The 16,688-nt window shown below is 47.0% G+C and carries 10 protein-coding genes; 9 read left to right on the top strand and 1 reads right to left on the bottom strand.

Going from position 1 to position 16,688, the window contains the following annotated elements; all coding sequences use genetic code 11:
• Nucleotides 1-163: 163 nt before the first annotated feature.
• The 5 genes from dnaK to acsB all read left to right on the top strand — a co-directional run bounded on the left by dnaK (nucleotide 164) and on the right by acsB (nucleotide 10,040).
• The gene (gene dnaK / locus SCACP_RS18660) at nucleotides 164-2,032 is read left to right on the top strand and encodes a molecular chaperone DnaK (RefSeq protein WP_425059006.1); all 1,869 of its coding nucleotides are present in this window, start codon (nucleotides 164-166) and stop codon (nucleotides 2,030-2,032) included.
• 55 nt (nucleotides 2,033-2,087) lie between these two features.
• Entirely contained in the window at nucleotides 2,088-3,089 is a 1,002-nt protein-coding gene (locus SCACP_RS18655; RefSeq protein ID WP_425059005.1) for a DnaJ C-terminal domain-containing protein, read from the top strand.
• Between the two features lie 32 nt (nucleotides 3,090-3,121).
• Complete coding sequence (clpB, locus tag SCACP_RS18650; RefSeq protein WP_425059004.1) at nucleotides 3,122-5,719, top strand: ATP-dependent chaperone ClpB; 2,598 nt, start codon at nucleotides 3,122-3,124, stop codon at nucleotides 5,717-5,719.
• A 268-nt stretch (nucleotides 5,720-5,987) separates the two neighbouring features.
• The gene (gene hutH, locus SCACP_RS18645; protein WP_425059003.1) at nucleotides 5,988-7,514 is read left to right on the top strand and encodes a histidine ammonia-lyase; all 1,527 of its coding nucleotides are present in this window, start codon (nucleotides 5,988-5,990) and stop codon (nucleotides 7,512-7,514) included.
• A gap of 390 nt (nucleotides 7,515-7,904) precedes the next feature.
• Nucleotides 7,905-10,040 (top strand): acetyl-CoA decarbonylase/synthase complex subunit alpha/beta, encoded by a 2,136-nt coding sequence (acsB, locus tag SCACP_RS18640; protein WP_425059002.1) that lies wholly within the window; start codon nucleotides 7,905-7,907, stop codon nucleotides 10,038-10,040.
• Between the two features lie 118 nt (nucleotides 10,041-10,158).
• On the opposite strand, the gene SCACP_RS18635 is transcribed toward acsB, so the two are convergent.
• The gene (locus SCACP_RS18635; RefSeq protein WP_425059001.1) at nucleotides 10,159-10,866 is read right to left on the bottom strand and encodes a GntR family transcriptional regulator; all 708 of its coding nucleotides are present in this window, start codon (nucleotides 10,864-10,866) and stop codon (nucleotides 10,159-10,161) included.
• A gap of 356 nt (nucleotides 10,867-11,222) precedes the next feature.
• On the opposite strand from SCACP_RS18635, the gene SCACP_RS18630 reads away from it, so the two are divergent.
• The 4 genes from SCACP_RS18630 to SCACP_RS18615 all read left to right on the top strand — a co-directional run bounded on the left by SCACP_RS18630 (nucleotide 11,223) and on the right by SCACP_RS18615 (nucleotide 16,229).
• A complete protein-coding gene (locus SCACP_RS18630; protein ID WP_425059000.1) occupies nucleotides 11,223-12,200 on the top strand; it encodes a hydroxyacid dehydrogenase in 978 nt (325 codons plus the stop codon).
• Nucleotides 12,201-12,389: 189 nt separating this feature from the next.
• Nucleotides 12,390-13,265, top strand: coding sequence for a 4-hydroxy-tetrahydrodipicolinate synthase (dapA, locus tag SCACP_RS18625; protein ID WP_425058999.1), 876 nt, complete (start codon nucleotides 12,390-12,392; stop codon nucleotides 13,263-13,265).
• Between the two features lie 383 nt (nucleotides 13,266-13,648).
• Nucleotides 13,649-14,956: an MFS transporter gene (locus SCACP_RS18620; protein WP_425058998.1), complete on the top strand. Its 1,308-nt coding sequence runs from the start codon at nucleotides 13,649-13,651 to the stop codon at nucleotides 14,954-14,956.
• A 109-nt stretch (nucleotides 14,957-15,065) separates the two neighbouring features.
• A complete protein-coding gene (locus tag SCACP_RS18615; RefSeq protein ID WP_425058997.1) occupies nucleotides 15,066-16,229 on the top strand; it encodes an iron-containing alcohol dehydrogenase in 1,164 nt (387 codons plus the stop codon).
• Nucleotides 16,230-16,688: the final 459 nt, after the last annotated feature.

Genomic DNA, 16,688 nt, shown 5'->3' with positions numbered 1-16,688 from the left:
TTACGCACCTACTTTATAATAAATGGATAAATCAGTTATAATCAGTCTTCTTTGGTATTTTTGCCGCTTTTCAATGAATAACCTTTTTCTGCTAAGATGTAGTTAAAGAACAACACTTCCCTAGCGGACAGTTTAAATTTATTATACAGAGGAGGCGCGAATCATGGGAAAAGTAGTTGGTATTGACTTAGGTACTACAAATTCGGTTATTGCCGTGTTGGAAGGTGAGCGGCCAACAGTTATAACCAATGCCGAAGGAGGTAGAACAACCCCGTCTGTCGTGGCATTTCGCGATAGCGAGCGCCTTGTCGGACAGTTGGCCAAACGGCAGGCTGTTTTAAATCCTTCGAAAACCTTTTATTCAGTGAAACGCTTTATCGGCCGCCGGTATAATGAGGTTAGTGCCGAAAAGAAACTGGTTCCTTATAAAGTAGTGCAAGGTCCGGAAGACACCGTGAAATTTATTGTGGATAATAAACAATATGCTCCTGAAGAAATTTCAGCCCAAGTACTCCGGAAACTGGTGGAAGATGCCGGCAAATATCTGGGGGAAAAAATCACCGATGCTGTCATCACCGTTCCCGCCTACTTCAATGATGCCCAGCGTCAGGCCACCAAAGACGCCGGACGGATTGCCGGGCTGAATGTGCTGAGAATTATTAACGAGCCTACGGCAGCCGCGCTTGCTTATGGCTTAGACAAGAAAAAGAATGAAACCATTCTGGTTTTTGACCTGGGGGGCGGTACTTTCGACGTATCCATCCTGGAAGTCGGCGACGGCGTGTTTGAGGTCAAAGCCACCAACGGCGATACCCATTTAGGCGGCGACGATTTTGACAAAGCGATCGTCGACTGGCTGGCCGCTGACTTTAAGAAAAATTACGGTATTGACTTACTTAGCGATAAGCAAGCGCTGCAACGTCTGACCGAAGCGGCCGAAAAGGCCAAAATTGAGCTATCAGCCGTTATGGAAACAACAGTTAATCTGCCGTTTATTACTGCCGATACCAGCGGCCCCAAACACCTGGAAGCCAAACTGACCCGGGCAAAATTTGACGACTTAACCCGTAACCTGGTGGAACGCTGCCGCATACCGGTGGAAAAAGCATTAGCTGATGCCAAATTGTCGGCGAAAGATATTGACGAGGTTATTTTAGTCGGCGGCTCTACCCGTATACCGGCGGTACAGCGGCTGGTCAAAGCCATGACTGGCAAAGAGCCTAATCAAAGTGTCAACCCGGATGAGGTTGTGGCTGTTGGTGCTGCCATTCAGGGCGGCGTTCTAAGCGGTGAATTGAAAGATGTGGTGCTGTTAGATGTTACGCCCCTGTCGCTTGGTGTGGAAACCTTGGGAGGAGTAATGACCAAGATCACTGAGCGCAATACTACCATACCGGCCCGCCGCAGCCAAGTTTTCAGCACCGCGGAAGACAATCAATCTGAAGTGGAAATCCATGTCCTGCAGGGCGAACGGGAAATGGCTGCCGATAACCGCACGCTTGGCCGGTTCAAACTGACCGGTATTCCGTTGGCGCCGCGCGGTGTGCCGCAAATCGAAGTGACTTTTGACATTGACGCCAACGGTATTCTTACTGTCAGCGCCAAAGACAAAGCGACCAACAAAGAACAGTCTATCACCATCAGCGGTTCCAGTAATCTGGATAAGTCTGAGATTGATCGTATGGTGGCAGACGCTAAACGGTATGCCGAGGAAGACAAAAAACGCCGTCAGTATGCCGAATTGAAAAATGAACTGGACTCTCTGGCCTACCAGGCCCACAATTTTGTCACAGAAAAGGGCGCCGCATTGCCGGCGCATATCAGCGGCCGCTTGCAGGCTGCCGTAGATGCAGCCAAAAAGCTTATCCAGGAAGACGCTGACATAACCAAACTGCGTCAAGCCAAGGATGAACTGGAGCAAGCCTACAGTCAAGCCAGTCAATATCAAGCAGGAGAAGCGGAGCCGAAGCCCGGCCGCCAAGCCGGTTCCAACAAGCGCAATGAGGATGTTATTGACGCCGAATACGAATAATAATAAATAGTAGCAAACGAGCAATTAACAGCCAGGAAAAGGGGTGATGAAAGCGATGAAATACATTGACTATTACCAAGTACTCGGTGTTCCCAAAACGGCAACCGAAAAAGAAATTAAGCAAGCGTACCGGCAGTTGGCCCGCAAGCATCACCCCGACCTTCATAAGGGGGAGGCCAAAGCCGAGGCGGAAGAAAAGTTTAAACTTATTAACGAAGCCTATGAAGTACTGGGTGATCCCGACAAGCGGGCAAAATACGATAAACTGGGCATGAACTGGAAGGCCGGCGATGATTTTACCTTTGATCCCGCTGGCAGCGGCGGCTTTACTTACACTTACCAGTCTCCGTCTGACTTTGATCTTGGCGGCTTTGGTTTTAGTGACTTTTTTTCCAGCCTGTTCGGCCAGGATTTTGCCCGCAGCCGCCGAGCCGGTGAACGGACGCGCAAGACGGATTACCAAGGCGAAGATGTGGATGCCGAAATCAGTCTGACCGTGGATGAACTGATTCATGGTGTAGAAAAAGAAATGTATCTCTCTGCTCCTAACCTGTGCGACGCCTGCCAAGGTCAGCGGTTTACCCGGCAAGGTCTTTGCCGCTCGTGTGGAGGCACGGGAATCATTGAAGACACCAAAACGGTCAAAGTAAAAGTCCCTCCGGGGATTCACCCGGGAGCAACCCTGCGCTTAAAAGGTTTAGGCGGCAAAGGATACGGCAACGGTCCTGCCGGGGATCTTTATCTTCATATCCGCGTCGCTGCCCATCCGACCTGGCAAATCAACGGCAGCGATTTGGAAGCTGAACTCTTCCTTTACCCGGAACAAGCCGTGTTGGGTGATAAAATGCAAGTCCCCACTCCCCACGGATCCGTTCAGTTAAAAATTCAGCCCGGCATTCACTCCGGCCAACGCCTGCGCCTGAAAAATAAAGGATTGCCCAAAGGCGGCAACGCTTTCGGCGATCTGTACTTTACCGTCCGTATCGACATCCCCCAAAACCTTTCCCAAGACGAACTGGAATTATACCGTAAAATTCAGGACTTGCGACGACGGTAAGATAAAATCATAATGACAGGAGGTAATCACGTATGACCCAGGATAAATTCACCCAAAAAGCTGCGGCGGCTATTCAGGAAGCCCAGCAGTTGGCAGCCATACATTATCATCAAGAACTAACCACCCGCCATCTCTTGTTAGCTCTGGTTAAAGACAATGAGGGCATTGTTGCGTATATCTTGGCGCAGCTTAATATTCAATACCAAGCGCTTCAGGCCAGACTGGAGCAACTTTTGAAAAATATTCCTTCGGTCCGAGGCCAAGACAGCGCTCTTAGAATGAACACCGCCATGGTCAGGGTGCTGGCGTTGGCTGAGAAACAGGCGTCATCCATGAAGGATGAATATGTCAGTGTTGAGCACCTGCTGCTGGCCATTGTGGAAGACGGCGACAGTGATGTAGTCGCTGCCTGCCGGGACTTCGGTCTGGCTAAAAGCCGTATTCTCCAAATCATTCAAGATTTTCGCGGCGGCCGCCATGTGACTTCCGACAATCCTGAAGAAAGCATGCAAGCACTGAGCAAATATGGCCGCGACCTTACCGAGCTGGCCCGCCAGGGCAAACTGGACCCTGTTATCGGGCGGGATGAAGAAATTCGCCGCGTAGTGGAAATTCTGTCCCGCCGCACCAAAAACAACCCTGTTTTGATCGGTGAGCCCGGTGTCGGTAAAACAGCTATTGTTGAAGGATTAGCCCGCCGTATTTTGACAGGCGATGTGCCGGAAGGGCTTAAAAACAAAACCGTTTATTCGCTTGACCTTGGGGCCATGGTGGCCGGCGCCAAGTATCGGGGTGAGTTTGAAGAACGCCTGAAAAATGTATTGGCCGAAATCACCAAATCGGAAGGCCGGATTATCCTGTTCATTGACGAACTGCACACCGTTGTGGGGGCAGGCGCTGCCGAAGGCGCCATGGATGCAGGCAATATCTTAAAACCCATGCTTGCCCGGGGTGAACTTCGCTGCATCGGTGCTACCACCCTTAACGAATACCGCAAACATATCGAAAAAGACGCCGCCTTGGAGCGCCGCTTCCAGCCGGTCATGGTGGACCAGCCGGGTGTGGAAGACACCATCTCCATCCTGCGGGGTCTGAGAGAACGGTATGAAGTGCATCATGGTGTAAAAATCAAAGATGCCGCGCTGGTGGCAGCCGCTGTTTTGTCTGACCGCTATATTTCCGACCGCTTCCTCCCGGACAAAGCCATTGACCTTGTCGATGAGGCGGCAGCCAAACTCCGCACCGAAATTGACTCTATGCCCAGTGAACTGGATGAGTCTTTGCGCCGGGTCATGCAACTGGAAATTGAAGAACAAGCTTTAAAGAAAGAAACTGACCCGTCTTCTCAGGAAAAACTCAGCCGCATCCGGGAAGAACTGGCCAACCTCAAACAACAGGCCGATTCGCTGAAAGCCCAATGGCAAATGGAAAAACAAGGGATAGTGCGTCTGCGCAATCTCAAAAAAGAAATTGAAACCGTACGCACTGAGATGGAAGCCGCTGAACGCAGCTATGATCTTAATCGTCTGGCTGAGCTGAAATACGGCCGTATGCCTGAATTGCAGCAGCGGCTCAAGAATGAAGAAGAACTGTTGGCCCAAAAACGTTCCCATAAGGTTATGCTAAAAGAAGAAGTCGATGAAGATGACATTGCCAAAATTGTCAGCCGCTGGACAGGAATTCCGGTTACCCGCTTGCTTACCGGTGAACGGGAAAAACTCATGCACCTGGAATCCATCCTTCATGAACGGGTGGTTGGTCAAGATGCTGCTGTTGTTGCCATAAGCGAGGCTATTATCCGGGCGCGGGCCGGTATCAAAGACCCCAACCGTCCTATTGGATCCTTCATCTTTCTCGGGCCTACCGGTGTGGGTAAAACCGAGCTGGCCAAAACGCTGGCCGAAGTGCTTTTCGACGATGAACGCAGCATGATCCGTATTGATATGAGCGAGTATATGGAGAAACACACTGTGTCCCGCCTCATTGGCGCTCCGCCCGGCTATGTAGGCTATGACGAAGGCGGTCAACTGACCGAAGCCGTTCGCCGTCGTCCCTACAGCGTTATTCTGCTTGATGAGGTAGAAAAAGCCCATAACGATGTTTTCAATGTTTTGCTGCAGATTCTGGACGATGGGCGTCTCACCGACGGTAAGGGACGCACTGTCGATTTTAAAAACACAGTCATCATTATGACCTCCAACATAGGGTCGCACGAAATTCTCAATAACGACTTCAAAGTAGCCAAAGAACGCGTGATGGACATGATGAAACGTCACTTCCGGCCTGAATTCTTGAACCGTATTGACGACATCATTGTATTCAACGCTCTCACCAGCCAACAAGTGGCTGACATCGCCGCCATCATGCTCAAAAATCTTAATAAACGGCTCAAAAAGCAACTTAACATTACTCTCTCTTGGGACGACAAAGCTCTCGCCCTGCTGGCCCAAAAAGGCTATGACCCGAACTTTGGGGCCCGCCCGCTGAAAAGACTCATTAGTAAGTTCATCGAAACCGAGCTTAGCAAGAAAATTGTTAAAGGCGAAGTACCGGAGGGCAGTATCGTGGAATTGAGCGCAGATGACGCCGGTATTCTAATTAATGTAGTGCTGGAGCCGGAAACAGTGTAAATGGCATAAAAAAAAGCCCATTCTTGCCTTTCCTTGACTTTTTTGCTGGTCTAACTTATGATCAAATAGGACACCTTCCTTGGATGTGAGATGTGAGAGCGGGGTGGGTGAGTCAGTTTTTACCGAGGGCGAATCCAGTTTGAGGATACCCTGTCGGTACGAAAGGTTTTGAAAGTTTGCCCAGAGCTATGAGACATAAGGGGGGAGGACTCGGTAATGAGTTTTCTCCCTTTTTATTTGGTCCCCAAAATGAGGAGGCGCGAGAATCATGTTATTATTAGACGGATATTCCTTAACATTAGAAAGTGTGGTCAAGGTAGCCCGCGAATACCAAGAAGCGGGGTTAAGTGAGCAAGGGCGTAAGCAAATCCTGGCAAGCAGGGAGATTGTAGACAAGATTTTAGAAGAAGAAAGTCCGGTATATGGAATATCCACCGGGTTTGGCGATTTTAGCCGGATCTTTATCTCCAAAGAGAAGCGGGAAAAGCTGCAAAAAAACCTGATCGTAAGCCATGCGACAGGCGTGGGTGAATATTTGCCAGAGGATGTTGTGCGGTCAGCCATGCTGCTCAGGGCCAATTCACTGGCCAAAGGCTATTCCGGTATTAAGCTTTCTACTGTGGAAATGCTCCTGCACATGCTGAACAAGCGGATATGCCCGGCGGTTCCGGCCAAAGGATCGGTAGGAGCCAGCGGTGATTTGGCTCCCCTTTCGCATATGGTATTAGTCATGTTAGGGGAAGGGCAGGCCTTTGTAAACGGCAAGTTGGTAAGCGGCGCCGAGGCCTTGGCACAAAGCGGCCTTACGCCTGTGACGCTGGGCGGCAAGGAAGGACTGGCCCTTATTAACGGTACCCAGATCATGACTGCTATAGGCTGCATGGTATGGCAGGATGCCGTCAATCTCATGAAGACCGCCGATGTGGCCGCCGCACTGTGTATAGAAGCGCTGCGCGGGACCCGTACCGCCTTTGATCCGCGAATCAGCCAAGTGAGACCGCATGCCGGGCAGTTGGCAACAACAGACAATATGCTGCGCCTGACGGCAAAAAGCTCCATTATCGAATCACATGTTAATTGTTCCAAAGTTCAGGATGCCTATTCTTTGCGCTGCGTGCCGCAGGTGCATGGCGCATCGAAAGATGCCTTGCGGCGGATGGAAGAAACACTTATGATTGAAATTAACGCCGCCACCGATAATCCGCTCATTATGCCGGATACCGGAGAGGCCATCTCGGGCGGAAACTTTCACGGGCAGCCGATCGCCCTGGTTATGGATTATTTGAAGTTGGCCCTGGCGGAGATCGGTAATATTTCCGAACGGCGCACCAACCGGTTGCTTGACACTCATTTAAGCGAACTGCCGCCTTTTCTGACGGCCTATCCCGGTGAAGATTCCGGTCTTATGATTACCCAGTACACGGCAGCTTCCTTAGTATCAGAAAACAAGGTGCTTGTTCATCCGGCCAGCGCTGATTCTATACCAACATCGGCTAACCAGGAAGATCACGTGAGTATGGGGACCATTGCCGCCCGTCAAGCCCGCGAAATTCTGGAGAATGTGCGCTATATACTGGCAATTGAGTGCTTAGCGGCTGCCCAGGGAATTGACTTCCTGGCGCCGCTGACGCCGGGTATCGGTACCGGTGCCGCCCACCAGGCCATTCGCCAGGTAGTGCCGCATTTGGATGAGGACCGGATGCCTGCTCCGGATATCCAAAGCATCTATCGGTTAATCGCTGACGGATCGCTGGTAGCAAAAGTGGAAGAAGCCATTGGCATACTGAAAATATAGTGAATATTGGGAAAAGGAAACGGCGTAAGAGGGGACGGCGCTGTTGGCGTAAGCATTGTCGAGACAGTTATGAAAAGAGGACAGATCGTATGGACGAAAGAGAAAAGAATCTAACATGGTAAATTTGGATAAAACTATCAGAGGGGCTATTTTTTTTAACTGGCCTGTAGTTAGCTGTTAGACTAAAAAACTCATTCAAGGATGGATAGTCAATGGAGACTGCCAGGTTTACACCAAAAAACTTGATTACTAGGTGAATTTTTTAACAAAACTGACTGGCAATTGCAGGAATCGGCATGCAAATAGTAGAAAGCTAAATGGGGAAAATATTCACATTTAACAATTATTGCCCAAAGAAAGACGCTCTATGAAAAAGGAGGGAACTTATCAATGTCCAAACAAATTTGCGAGTTGGCCTATCAAGGAGCATCGACCGCTGTTGGTGTTGCAGAAAAGCTGCTCACCGAGGCTATCGAAAAGCATGGGGCTGAAGCCCCGGTCAAGTACCCGGATACTGCTTACAAATTGCCTATCGTTACGGCGCTGAGCGGGGAAGAAATCCTAACGTTAGGAGACCTTGTTCCTGTTCTCAATCGGATTAAAACCAACAACCTTAAGCTTGAACCGGTCTTGGAAAATGCTCTCCTAGCCGGCGAAGCCACACTGTATGCGGGAGAAATCATCGAAGCCTTACGCTATATCGGTGATGGCAAGCCGGATGAAGCTCCCTACACTGGCTTTTTACCTGACCCCATATTGCGGAAGTTTGGTGTTCCGCTAGTTGACGGAACCATTCCGGGTGTTGCTGTTGTTACAGGAAAGGCCAAGGACAGCAAAGCCGGCGCAAAGTTGATCAAGGACTTGCAGTCAAAGGGCATCATGGTCATGCTGGTAAACGATATTATCGAACAATGCATAGAAGAAAACATCAAAGTCGGCGTTGACTATATTACTTTCCCGCTGGGGAAATTCACCCAAATCATCCATGCAGTCAACTTCGCGGCCCGGGCCGGACTTGCGTTCGGCGGTATTCCGAAAGGGGCCAGAGAACAAATGCTCGACTATCAGAAACGTCGTGTTCCTGCGTTCGTAATTGCCCTGGGAGAATTGGATGCCGTTACTGTGGCCATTGGGGCCGGCGCATTGTTCATGGGTTTCCCTATTGTCACCGATCAGGCACTGCCGCCTGAGCTAACCATCCCCGGCTTACTGGAGCCCCAACCGGATTATGACAAGATTGTACCGCTGGCTCTTGAGTTGCGTGATATTAAACTCAAAATAGTCGATATTCCTGTTCCCATTACTGTCGGCCCGGCGTTTGAAGGCGAAACCATCCGTAAGGCCGATGCATGGGTGGAATTCGGCGGTGGGCGGACTACCGGCTTTGAGCTGGTACGGATGGTCGGCCCGGATGATATTGAGGACGGAAAGATTCAAGTGATTGGGCCTGAGATTGATGAAATGCCGGAAGGCAGTCAGTTTCCCTTGGGCATTATGGTTGACATCTATGGACGCAAGATGCAGGAAGATTTTGAGGGAGTACTAGAACGCCGTATTCATTACTTCATCAATTACGGCGAAGGCCTTTGGCATGTGGCGCAACGCGACCTTTGCTGGCTGCGCATTAGCAAACAGGCCAAAGAAGCAGGTTTTAAAATTCGTCATTTTGGGGAAATCCTGTTGGCCAAATTCAAGTCCGACTACCCTGCTATTGTCGACCGTGTACAAGTAACGCTCATCACCGACAAAGAAGTCATTGAAGAAAAAATAAAAATTGCCCGGGATAAATACCAGAAACGCGATGCCCGGTTGAAAGGGCTTACCGATGAGTCGGTGGAGAACTTCTACTCCTGTGTGCTCTGCCAGTCATTTGCCCCTAACCATGTCTGCATTGTAACTCCGGAGCGGGTCGGCCTCTGTGGTGCTGTTAGTTGGCTGGATGCAAAGGCATCTAACGAAATCACACCAACAGGGCCCAATCAGCCTATTCCCAAAGGTGAATGCATTGATCCTGTTAAAGGCATGTGGAAAAATATCAACAACTATCTATATACGGCCTCGAACCGGACACTGGAAGAAGTCAATCTCTATACCCTGATGGATAGGCCCATGACTTCCTGTGGCTGTTTTGAGGCGATCATGGCTGTCCTGCCGTCAACAAACGGCATTATGGTTACAACCAGGGAATACACAGGTAACACTCCTTGCGGCATGACCTTCTCGACTCTGGCCGGAACATGCGGCGGCGGGGTTCAGACACCGGGATTCATGGGAATTGGCCGCCGTTACCTTGTAAGCTCTAAATTTATTCCCGCAGATGGCGGTCTTGCCCGTATTGTATGGATGCCGAAAGAATTAAAAGAATTTTTGCGGGATGATCTTGTTGAACAGGCAGTAAAGTCTGGCTTGGGTGCGGATTTTATTGACAAAATTGCCGACGAAACAATCGGTATTACGGAAGAAAGTATTTTACCTTTCCTTGAGGAAAAACAGCATCCCGCTCTCAAGCTAGAGCCGCTCATCTAGTAAACAACTCCGTCCCTTCGCACCGCCGGTACAGGGATGGAGTTGTTTACTAAAATAAAACCCCTCCAGTGTATGTCAACATAGCCATGGACTGGAGGGAGATTTATTCCTATGAAAATTACAGCTTACCACCGTTGGCGTGTAATTGCCGGATTAGACGTTCTTTAGAGTCTTCTAGATGCAGTTTAATTGCGGTTTTTAGATTATCGAAATTTTTGTCCTTTAAAGCTTTGATAATTGCGTAATGTTGATCTAGTGCACTAGTAACCATCTCTTTTGTAAATAGATCATTTTCTGCTGCCAGGAAGTGATAGTTCATCATGTCTAAATAAATATCTGCGTTTTTTTTATTACCGCCTAGCTCAATAAATGCCATATGAAACTGCAAGTTGTAATTTGTGCGAAGATAAGAGTCTAATGGTATTTGTTTAACGGAATTAGATGCTACTTCTAGGATAGATTCAAGTCTACTTACTTTCTCGGCATATTCTGCATCTGACAGTAGAGGCAGTTTTTCTACTACCCATAGCTCCAACATGAGCCGGGTGTCAATAATATCCAAAATATCTTCCGCTTCTAGAGCACATACGAAAGTTCCCACTTTGGATACTGTTTTTACCAGACCGTCCATTTCTAAACGGTTTAGAGCATCGCGTATAGGAGTGCGGCTTACACCAAGTTGCTTAGCAAGCTCGGGAATTGATAACTTCTGGTTAGGCTTAAATTGGCGCCGAGTGATGCGATCTTTTAATAACATGTAGGTTTTATCCCACAGATTAGTATTGTCAAGTTTGGGGAGATCCATGCTTCCATCCTCATCTTCCATGATTAATGTTGTATACAATAAAATCTTAGTGCAAAAAAACGATAATGTCAAACGTATTCTTAGTGCGATAGTTTATTACCTTAACAGTATTCAAAATATTATTGACAGTATGAATATTATGGTTTAATATGTAATTGTCAATTGTTGTATACAACATATAACAAAAAAATTCATTACAAGAGATGGTACAAAAGGAAGGGTGATATATGTAAGCCGTAAAGGATTATTACACCATGAAGACGAAAGCATTAACGCAAAAGAATTACACTTTCAGTGTAATCGGCTTAAACTCCAAGGCCGTTGAGCTCTTATGAAAGCTTGAATTCGACAAATAGCGACTGTGAGGTTGGACGCATATGAAAAAGGTAGTGCTTACTCACCGGCTTCATGAAGCAGGTATGAAAGTTTTGGAAGGTAAAGTAGAAGTAGCTATTACCAATACAGGCAAACCCCAGGAAATGCTGCCGGAATTATTTGACGCTGATGGTTTGATTATCCGGATTGGCTCCATTGATCGTGCTACCATGCTGGCCGCCAAAAATCTCAAGGTTATCGGCCGGCCTGGTGTTGGTGTGGACGATGTGGATGTCGCAAGCGCGACAGAATTAGGAATCCCTGTTGTTATCGCTCCGGGAGCTAATACACTTTCGGTAGCCGAGCACGCGCTAGCTCTTATTTTCGCGGCGGCTAAAGATATCCTCAACAGTGACAAGAAAACTCGCGCAGGTGAGTTTCACGTACGCAACAGCTATAAAGCCTTCGAATTATTCGGCAAAACATTAGGACTTGTAGGCTATGGCAATATTGGACGCGAATTGGCACGGCTTTCGTCCTCTGTCGGCCTGAAAGTCATGGTATATGACCCTTTTGTTAACCGGGAATCAATTGAAAAACAGGGGTATCAGTATGAGCAGGACCTGGACCAACTGCTGCGTAATGCTGACGTCATTTCCTTGCATGTGCCACTAACGGATAAAACCAAAGGGCTTATTGGCGAACGGGAATTCAATCTTATGAGGTCCACTGCTATCTTGGTCAATTGTGCCCGTGGCGGCGTAATCGATGAACAAGCATTGGCGCAGGCTTTACGAACCAATAGAATTCACAGTGCAGCTCTAGATGTGCTGGCAGTCGAGCCGGTACGCGCCGATGATCCGCTAGTCGGTTTTGACAATGTGATTATTACTCCTCATATGGCCGGATTGACTCAAGAAGCGGCAACAGGTGTAGCCACTATGGCTGCGGAAGGCGTTTTGGCAGTTATCAATGGGGAAAAATGGCCTTATGTAGCTAATAAGGAAGTCTATGACCATCCGAAATGGAAAAACAAGTAATTTTTATGACTTATTCATATATACAACATTCAACATATAACATTTGTTAAAACTCAGAAACAGGGGGAAAACGGCAATGCCCAAGCTAGTTAAAACCGATTAGCAATCGATGTTTTAGTAGGAAAATCAGTGATCGCTAGTACCAAGTCTCTTGCTATTAAACTAATCTAAAAAAAGGAAGTTGATAACATGTTAAAACCTCAAGGAATTATAACGCCAATCATTACCCCTATGACCGAAAATGAAAAGATAAACGAAAACGAACTGCGTTATCAGGTTAATAGACTTATTAACAGTGGGATTTCAGGGTTATTCCCGCTCGGTACCAACGGGGAAGTGTATGCTTTAACTGTGGAAGAAAAAGTTGAAGTATTAAAAATCGTAGTAGACGAAACCAAAGGAAGAGTTCCTGTATATGCGGGTACTGGGTGCATAAGTACGAGTGAAACCATTGCATTATCGCGACAAGCCGAAAAACTTGGGGTGGATGCTTTATCAATCGTTTCTCCCTATTTTGTTGCCGTATCTCAGGAAGATTTATACCGTCATTTTAGTAAAATTGCCGAATCTGTCAACTTACCAATCATTCTTTATAACATGCCTGCCCGGACAGGGAATAATATCGATTACACAACCGTTCGTAAATTGGCGAAGTATGAAAATATTGTCGGTATTAAAGACAGTAGCGGCAACTTTGACAATACTCTCCGATATATTGAAGATACGGACAGAAGGCTTTCTGTGCTGGCAGGCAACGATTCTTTGATTCTTTGGACTTTACTGGCCGGGGGCTGTGGAGCGATTGCGGGCTGGTCAAATGTATACCCCGAGTTGCTGGTAAGTATTTACAAATTATGGCAACAGGGAAATATTGAGGAAGCAAACAAGCGGCAAGCCAGTATTAGACCACTCAGAGATGTTATGAAGTTAGGCAACCCTAATTCAGTTGTCAAGAGGGCTATGAACCTTTTAGGTTATAACGTAGGACCAGCACGGGAACCAGTCAGTGGTGTCGATCCCAAAATAGATGAGGCGCTTTTGAAAGCCTTTGAGCTATATAAGTAAATAAATTGGCATTATTTTAACAATTTAAAAAATTAGGAGGCATATACGTGACTGAGACCCGTGCTAAAGAAAATTTCTAATGGCCGCTGGGTTTCATCATTCCACCGATGATTATTGCTTGCCTCATTGCGTTCATAGACAGAATGAATGTCAGTTTTTGTGATGGCCGGGGGAATGAACGAGGTTCTAGGATTATCGCTGACCGTATCCGGCTTAGCAGCAGGTATCTTTTCTTTGAATATATGGCCTGCGAGTTCCGGCCGGTTATATTGCGGAGCATGGCAAGAAAATTCAAGCGTCGTTTGAGTTAACTGCAGCCTGGTGTTATATGGAAAATTTTTCAAAAAGGAAGACATGTCGAAAGTTTAGAAAGAGGGAGAACAATGAGTGAAAAAGTAAACATGCAAGACCAGAAAAAGACCAATTTCCGATGGGCAGTTATTTTAATGATGTGGGCGGCCATTGCTATTAATTATATGGATCGGACCAATCTTTCGGCAGTAGCACCTGTCATTATGAAAGAATTCAATTTTACTTCTGTTGAAATGGGTTATATCATGTCGGCTTTCTTCTTTAGCTATACCTTGTTTCAAATTCCGTCAGGTTGGCTGGCTGACAGGCTTGGCCATCGTTTGGTCATGGGCGGGGCTGTTGCCTGGTGGTCAGCGGCGACTATGCTTATTGCCGTCTGCAATAGTTTGCCGGCTTTTATAGGCTCGCGCATATTGCTGGGGATAGGCGAGGCAGGGGCTTATCCTTGCGGCGCAGGGGTAACAGCAAGATGGTTTCCGGATAAGGAACGTGCCCGGGCAACAGTAATCTTTGATAGCGGCAACAAGATTGGTACGGCTTTTGCGATGCCTTTCATTGTCTGGCTTGCAGTTAGCTATGGCTGGAAGATGCCTTTTATTATTTCCGGTTTATTGGGTTTTATCTGGGTAGTTATTTGGTTGCTGTATTATACCGATCCTGAAAAAAGCCGTTATGCTAACAGAGCGGAAGTGGAATACATCCGTGATGGTCAGCAAATAAAAGAGGGGATCGGTGACAAAACCCAACCATTAAAATGGTATCAATTGTTGCGTTACCGTAACATCCGAGCAATGTGTATAGGTTTTTTTATGTCCAATTATGCTATTTATTTTTATATCACTTGGTTTCCCACTTACTTAGTAAAAGAACGGGGAATGGCTCTTGTCAAGATGGGATGGGTAGCGATGATTCCGCCTTTGGCAGCGCTAATGATGGGGCTTATCAGCGCCAGTATTGCCGATTACTTTTATGCCAAAGGTGTATCTAAGACCAGGATTAGAAAAATCTGTCTGGTAGGCGGCATGTTGACGGCGTCGTCGGTAGGGTTGGCAGGTTTTGTTACCACCGATGTTGGTGCAGTTGCCCTCTTGACTTTGTCTTATTGCGGGTTAGCAACTTCAGGACCTGCTCTGTGGACGCTTCCGGGGGACGTGGCACCTAGAAACATGACTTCAACCGTTGGGGCACTACAAAATTGCGTATCAAATATTGGCGGTATTCTAGGGCCGATAGTAACCGGGCATGTTTTGGCGGCGACCGGCTCGTTTATTCCGGCATTGGTAATTACAGGGTGTGCCACATTGATCGGGGCGTTAAATTATGCCTTTTATCTGGGAGAAGTCAAGCATATTGAAGTCGACGATGTTAAAGCTATTTAAGTATTATTAGAAAACATAATTTGCTCTCGCTCTGGTGAGTCGTAGAAAAGTTGGTTCTCCCAACCTCACCAGAGGCTTGGTGAGTTAAGTCTTTCATGGAGATGATAAGATGAATACAGCAATCTATTCGATGGCTAATGCGGGCAAGATTATCGCCGGAACGGGTAGTATCGAAAAAATTGCGGATGTAGTGGCAGGCTACAAAGTAAAAAAAGTGCTGATTATCACCGACCAAGGGGTGTGGAATGCGGGTTTGGTCGATAAGCCAAAAGCCATATTGAAAGATGCTGGGATTGGGGTAGAAGTCATTAATAATACGCCGCCCGAACCTGATATTAATCAGGTGAGTGAAATATTTGAGGCGGTGAAAAAATTAGAATGCGATTTGATTGTCGGCATCGGTGGCGGTAGCGCTATGGATGTAGCCAAGATTTTGGCGGTAATGTTAACCAATACACCTTCCTTAGGAGAATTACTAGAAGGTGCTAATATTGAAAAACGTGGTATTCCTACTTTAATGGCGCCTACTACGGCCGGAACAGGATCAGAGGTTACTCCTAATGCTATTTTTTTGGTGCCGGAAAAAGAAATAAAGATTGGTATTGTCAGCGAAAAAATGCTGCCAGACTGTGTTATTCTTGATCCTTTGTTGACCGTTAATCTTCCCAAAGCCATTACGGCAGCAACAGGAATGGATGCTCTGGCCCATGCCATTGAATGCTATATATCAAAAAAAGCCAACCCCTTTAGTGACATCTTTGCTTTGAAGGCGATAAATCTTATATCCCGTAGTATCAGGAAGGCCTATAATAACGGGCGGGATATTGAGGCCCGCCATGATATGCTTCTTGGAGCCACATTCGGCGGTATCTGTATTGCTACCTCAAGTACAGTTGCAGTTCATGCTTTAGCATATCCTTTAGGTGGCAAGTACCGAATTCCTCACGGCTTGTCAAACGCTATTCTTTTGCCCCACGTTATGAAATTTAATATGGACGCGGTAGGGGAAAAATTCAAGAATGTCGCCTCTGCTATGGAACTCCCGGTAGGAGGACTTTCAATACAGCAAGCTGCGGAAAAAATGATTGAAAATCTTTATTCATTAATTAATGATTTAAACATCCAAGTGAACCTGCAGGAAAAAGGCATCAGCGAAAGCGACATTGACTTCATGACGGAAGCCGCCTCGAAAGTTACACGCTTGTTGAATAACAACCCGAAACCTATGAATAAAGATGATATTCGGGAAATATACAAGAAATTATTCTTGTAGTACTTTCATTCCGAAAATAAAACTTCAGTGTCAGTGAAGGAGTTTTCCGCCATGACGGGCATTGGCATCAACCGGGTGCCCGAAGGTGATGCGCTATGACACCTAATAGCGCCTGCCCAGTATTGGGCAGGCGCTGCTTCATTACGTGACTATAGATGTCCATCGTTATCCCAATAGAACAATGACCAGGAAGTTCCCGTACGGCTATAATCAAGCACTAACCTATTATCCTGAAGATGAGAGATGGTGTGATGAATTTATCTGCTCACAATGGGTTCGGGGATTTATCTTGATGTTCTCCTCACGGTTCGGACGAAGAGGAAAAGTAATTGCTGCAATAAAATGTCTGTTTATAGTAATTTAATAATGATTTCATTGCGAAAACCCCTCATCCCTTAGGTGCTCGCAGAGAGTATTAAAACACCATAAACCCTTATAAAATCTAGCATTGCTGGTAAT

This window comes from Sporomusaceae bacterium ACPt (genome assembly GCA_041428575.1).
Classification (GTDB): domain Bacteria; phylum Bacillota; class Negativicutes; order Sporomusales; family Sporomusaceae; genus Sporomusa_D; species Sporomusa_D carbonis.
This window is presented reverse-complemented; position numbering and strand designations above follow the sequence as displayed.

Coding starts and splice junctions, on each gene's coding strand:
- dnaK (WP_425059006.1), top strand. CDS start 164: ATGGGAAAAGTAGTTGGTATTGACTTAGGTACTACAAATTCGGTTATT.
- SCACP_RS18615 (WP_425058997.1), top strand. CDS start 15,066: ATGAATACAGCAATCTATTCGATGGCTAATGCGGGCAAGATTATCGCC.
- SCACP_RS18655 (WP_425059005.1), top strand. CDS start 2,088: ATGAAATACATTGACTATTACCAAGTACTCGGTGTTCCCAAAACGGCA.
- SCACP_RS18630 (WP_425059000.1), top strand. CDS start 11,223: ATGAAAAAGGTAGTGCTTACTCACCGGCTTCATGAAGCAGGTATGAAA.
- acsB (WP_425059002.1), top strand. CDS start 7,905: ATGTCCAAACAAATTTGCGAGTTGGCCTATCAAGGAGCATCGACCGCT.
- clpB (WP_425059004.1), top strand. CDS start 3,122: ATGACCCAGGATAAATTCACCCAAAAAGCTGCGGCGGCTATTCAGGAA.
- hutH (WP_425059003.1), top strand. CDS start 5,988: ATGTTATTATTAGACGGATATTCCTTAACATTAGAAAGTGTGGTCAAG.
- SCACP_RS18620 (WP_425058998.1), top strand. CDS start 13,649: ATGAGTGAAAAAGTAAACATGCAAGACCAGAAAAAGACCAATTTCCGA.
- dapA (WP_425058999.1), top strand. CDS start 12,390: ATGTTAAAACCTCAAGGAATTATAACGCCAATCATTACCCCTATGACC.
- SCACP_RS18635 (WP_425059001.1), bottom strand. CDS start 10,866: ATGGAAGATGAGGATGGAAGCATGGATCTCCCCAAACTTGACAATACT.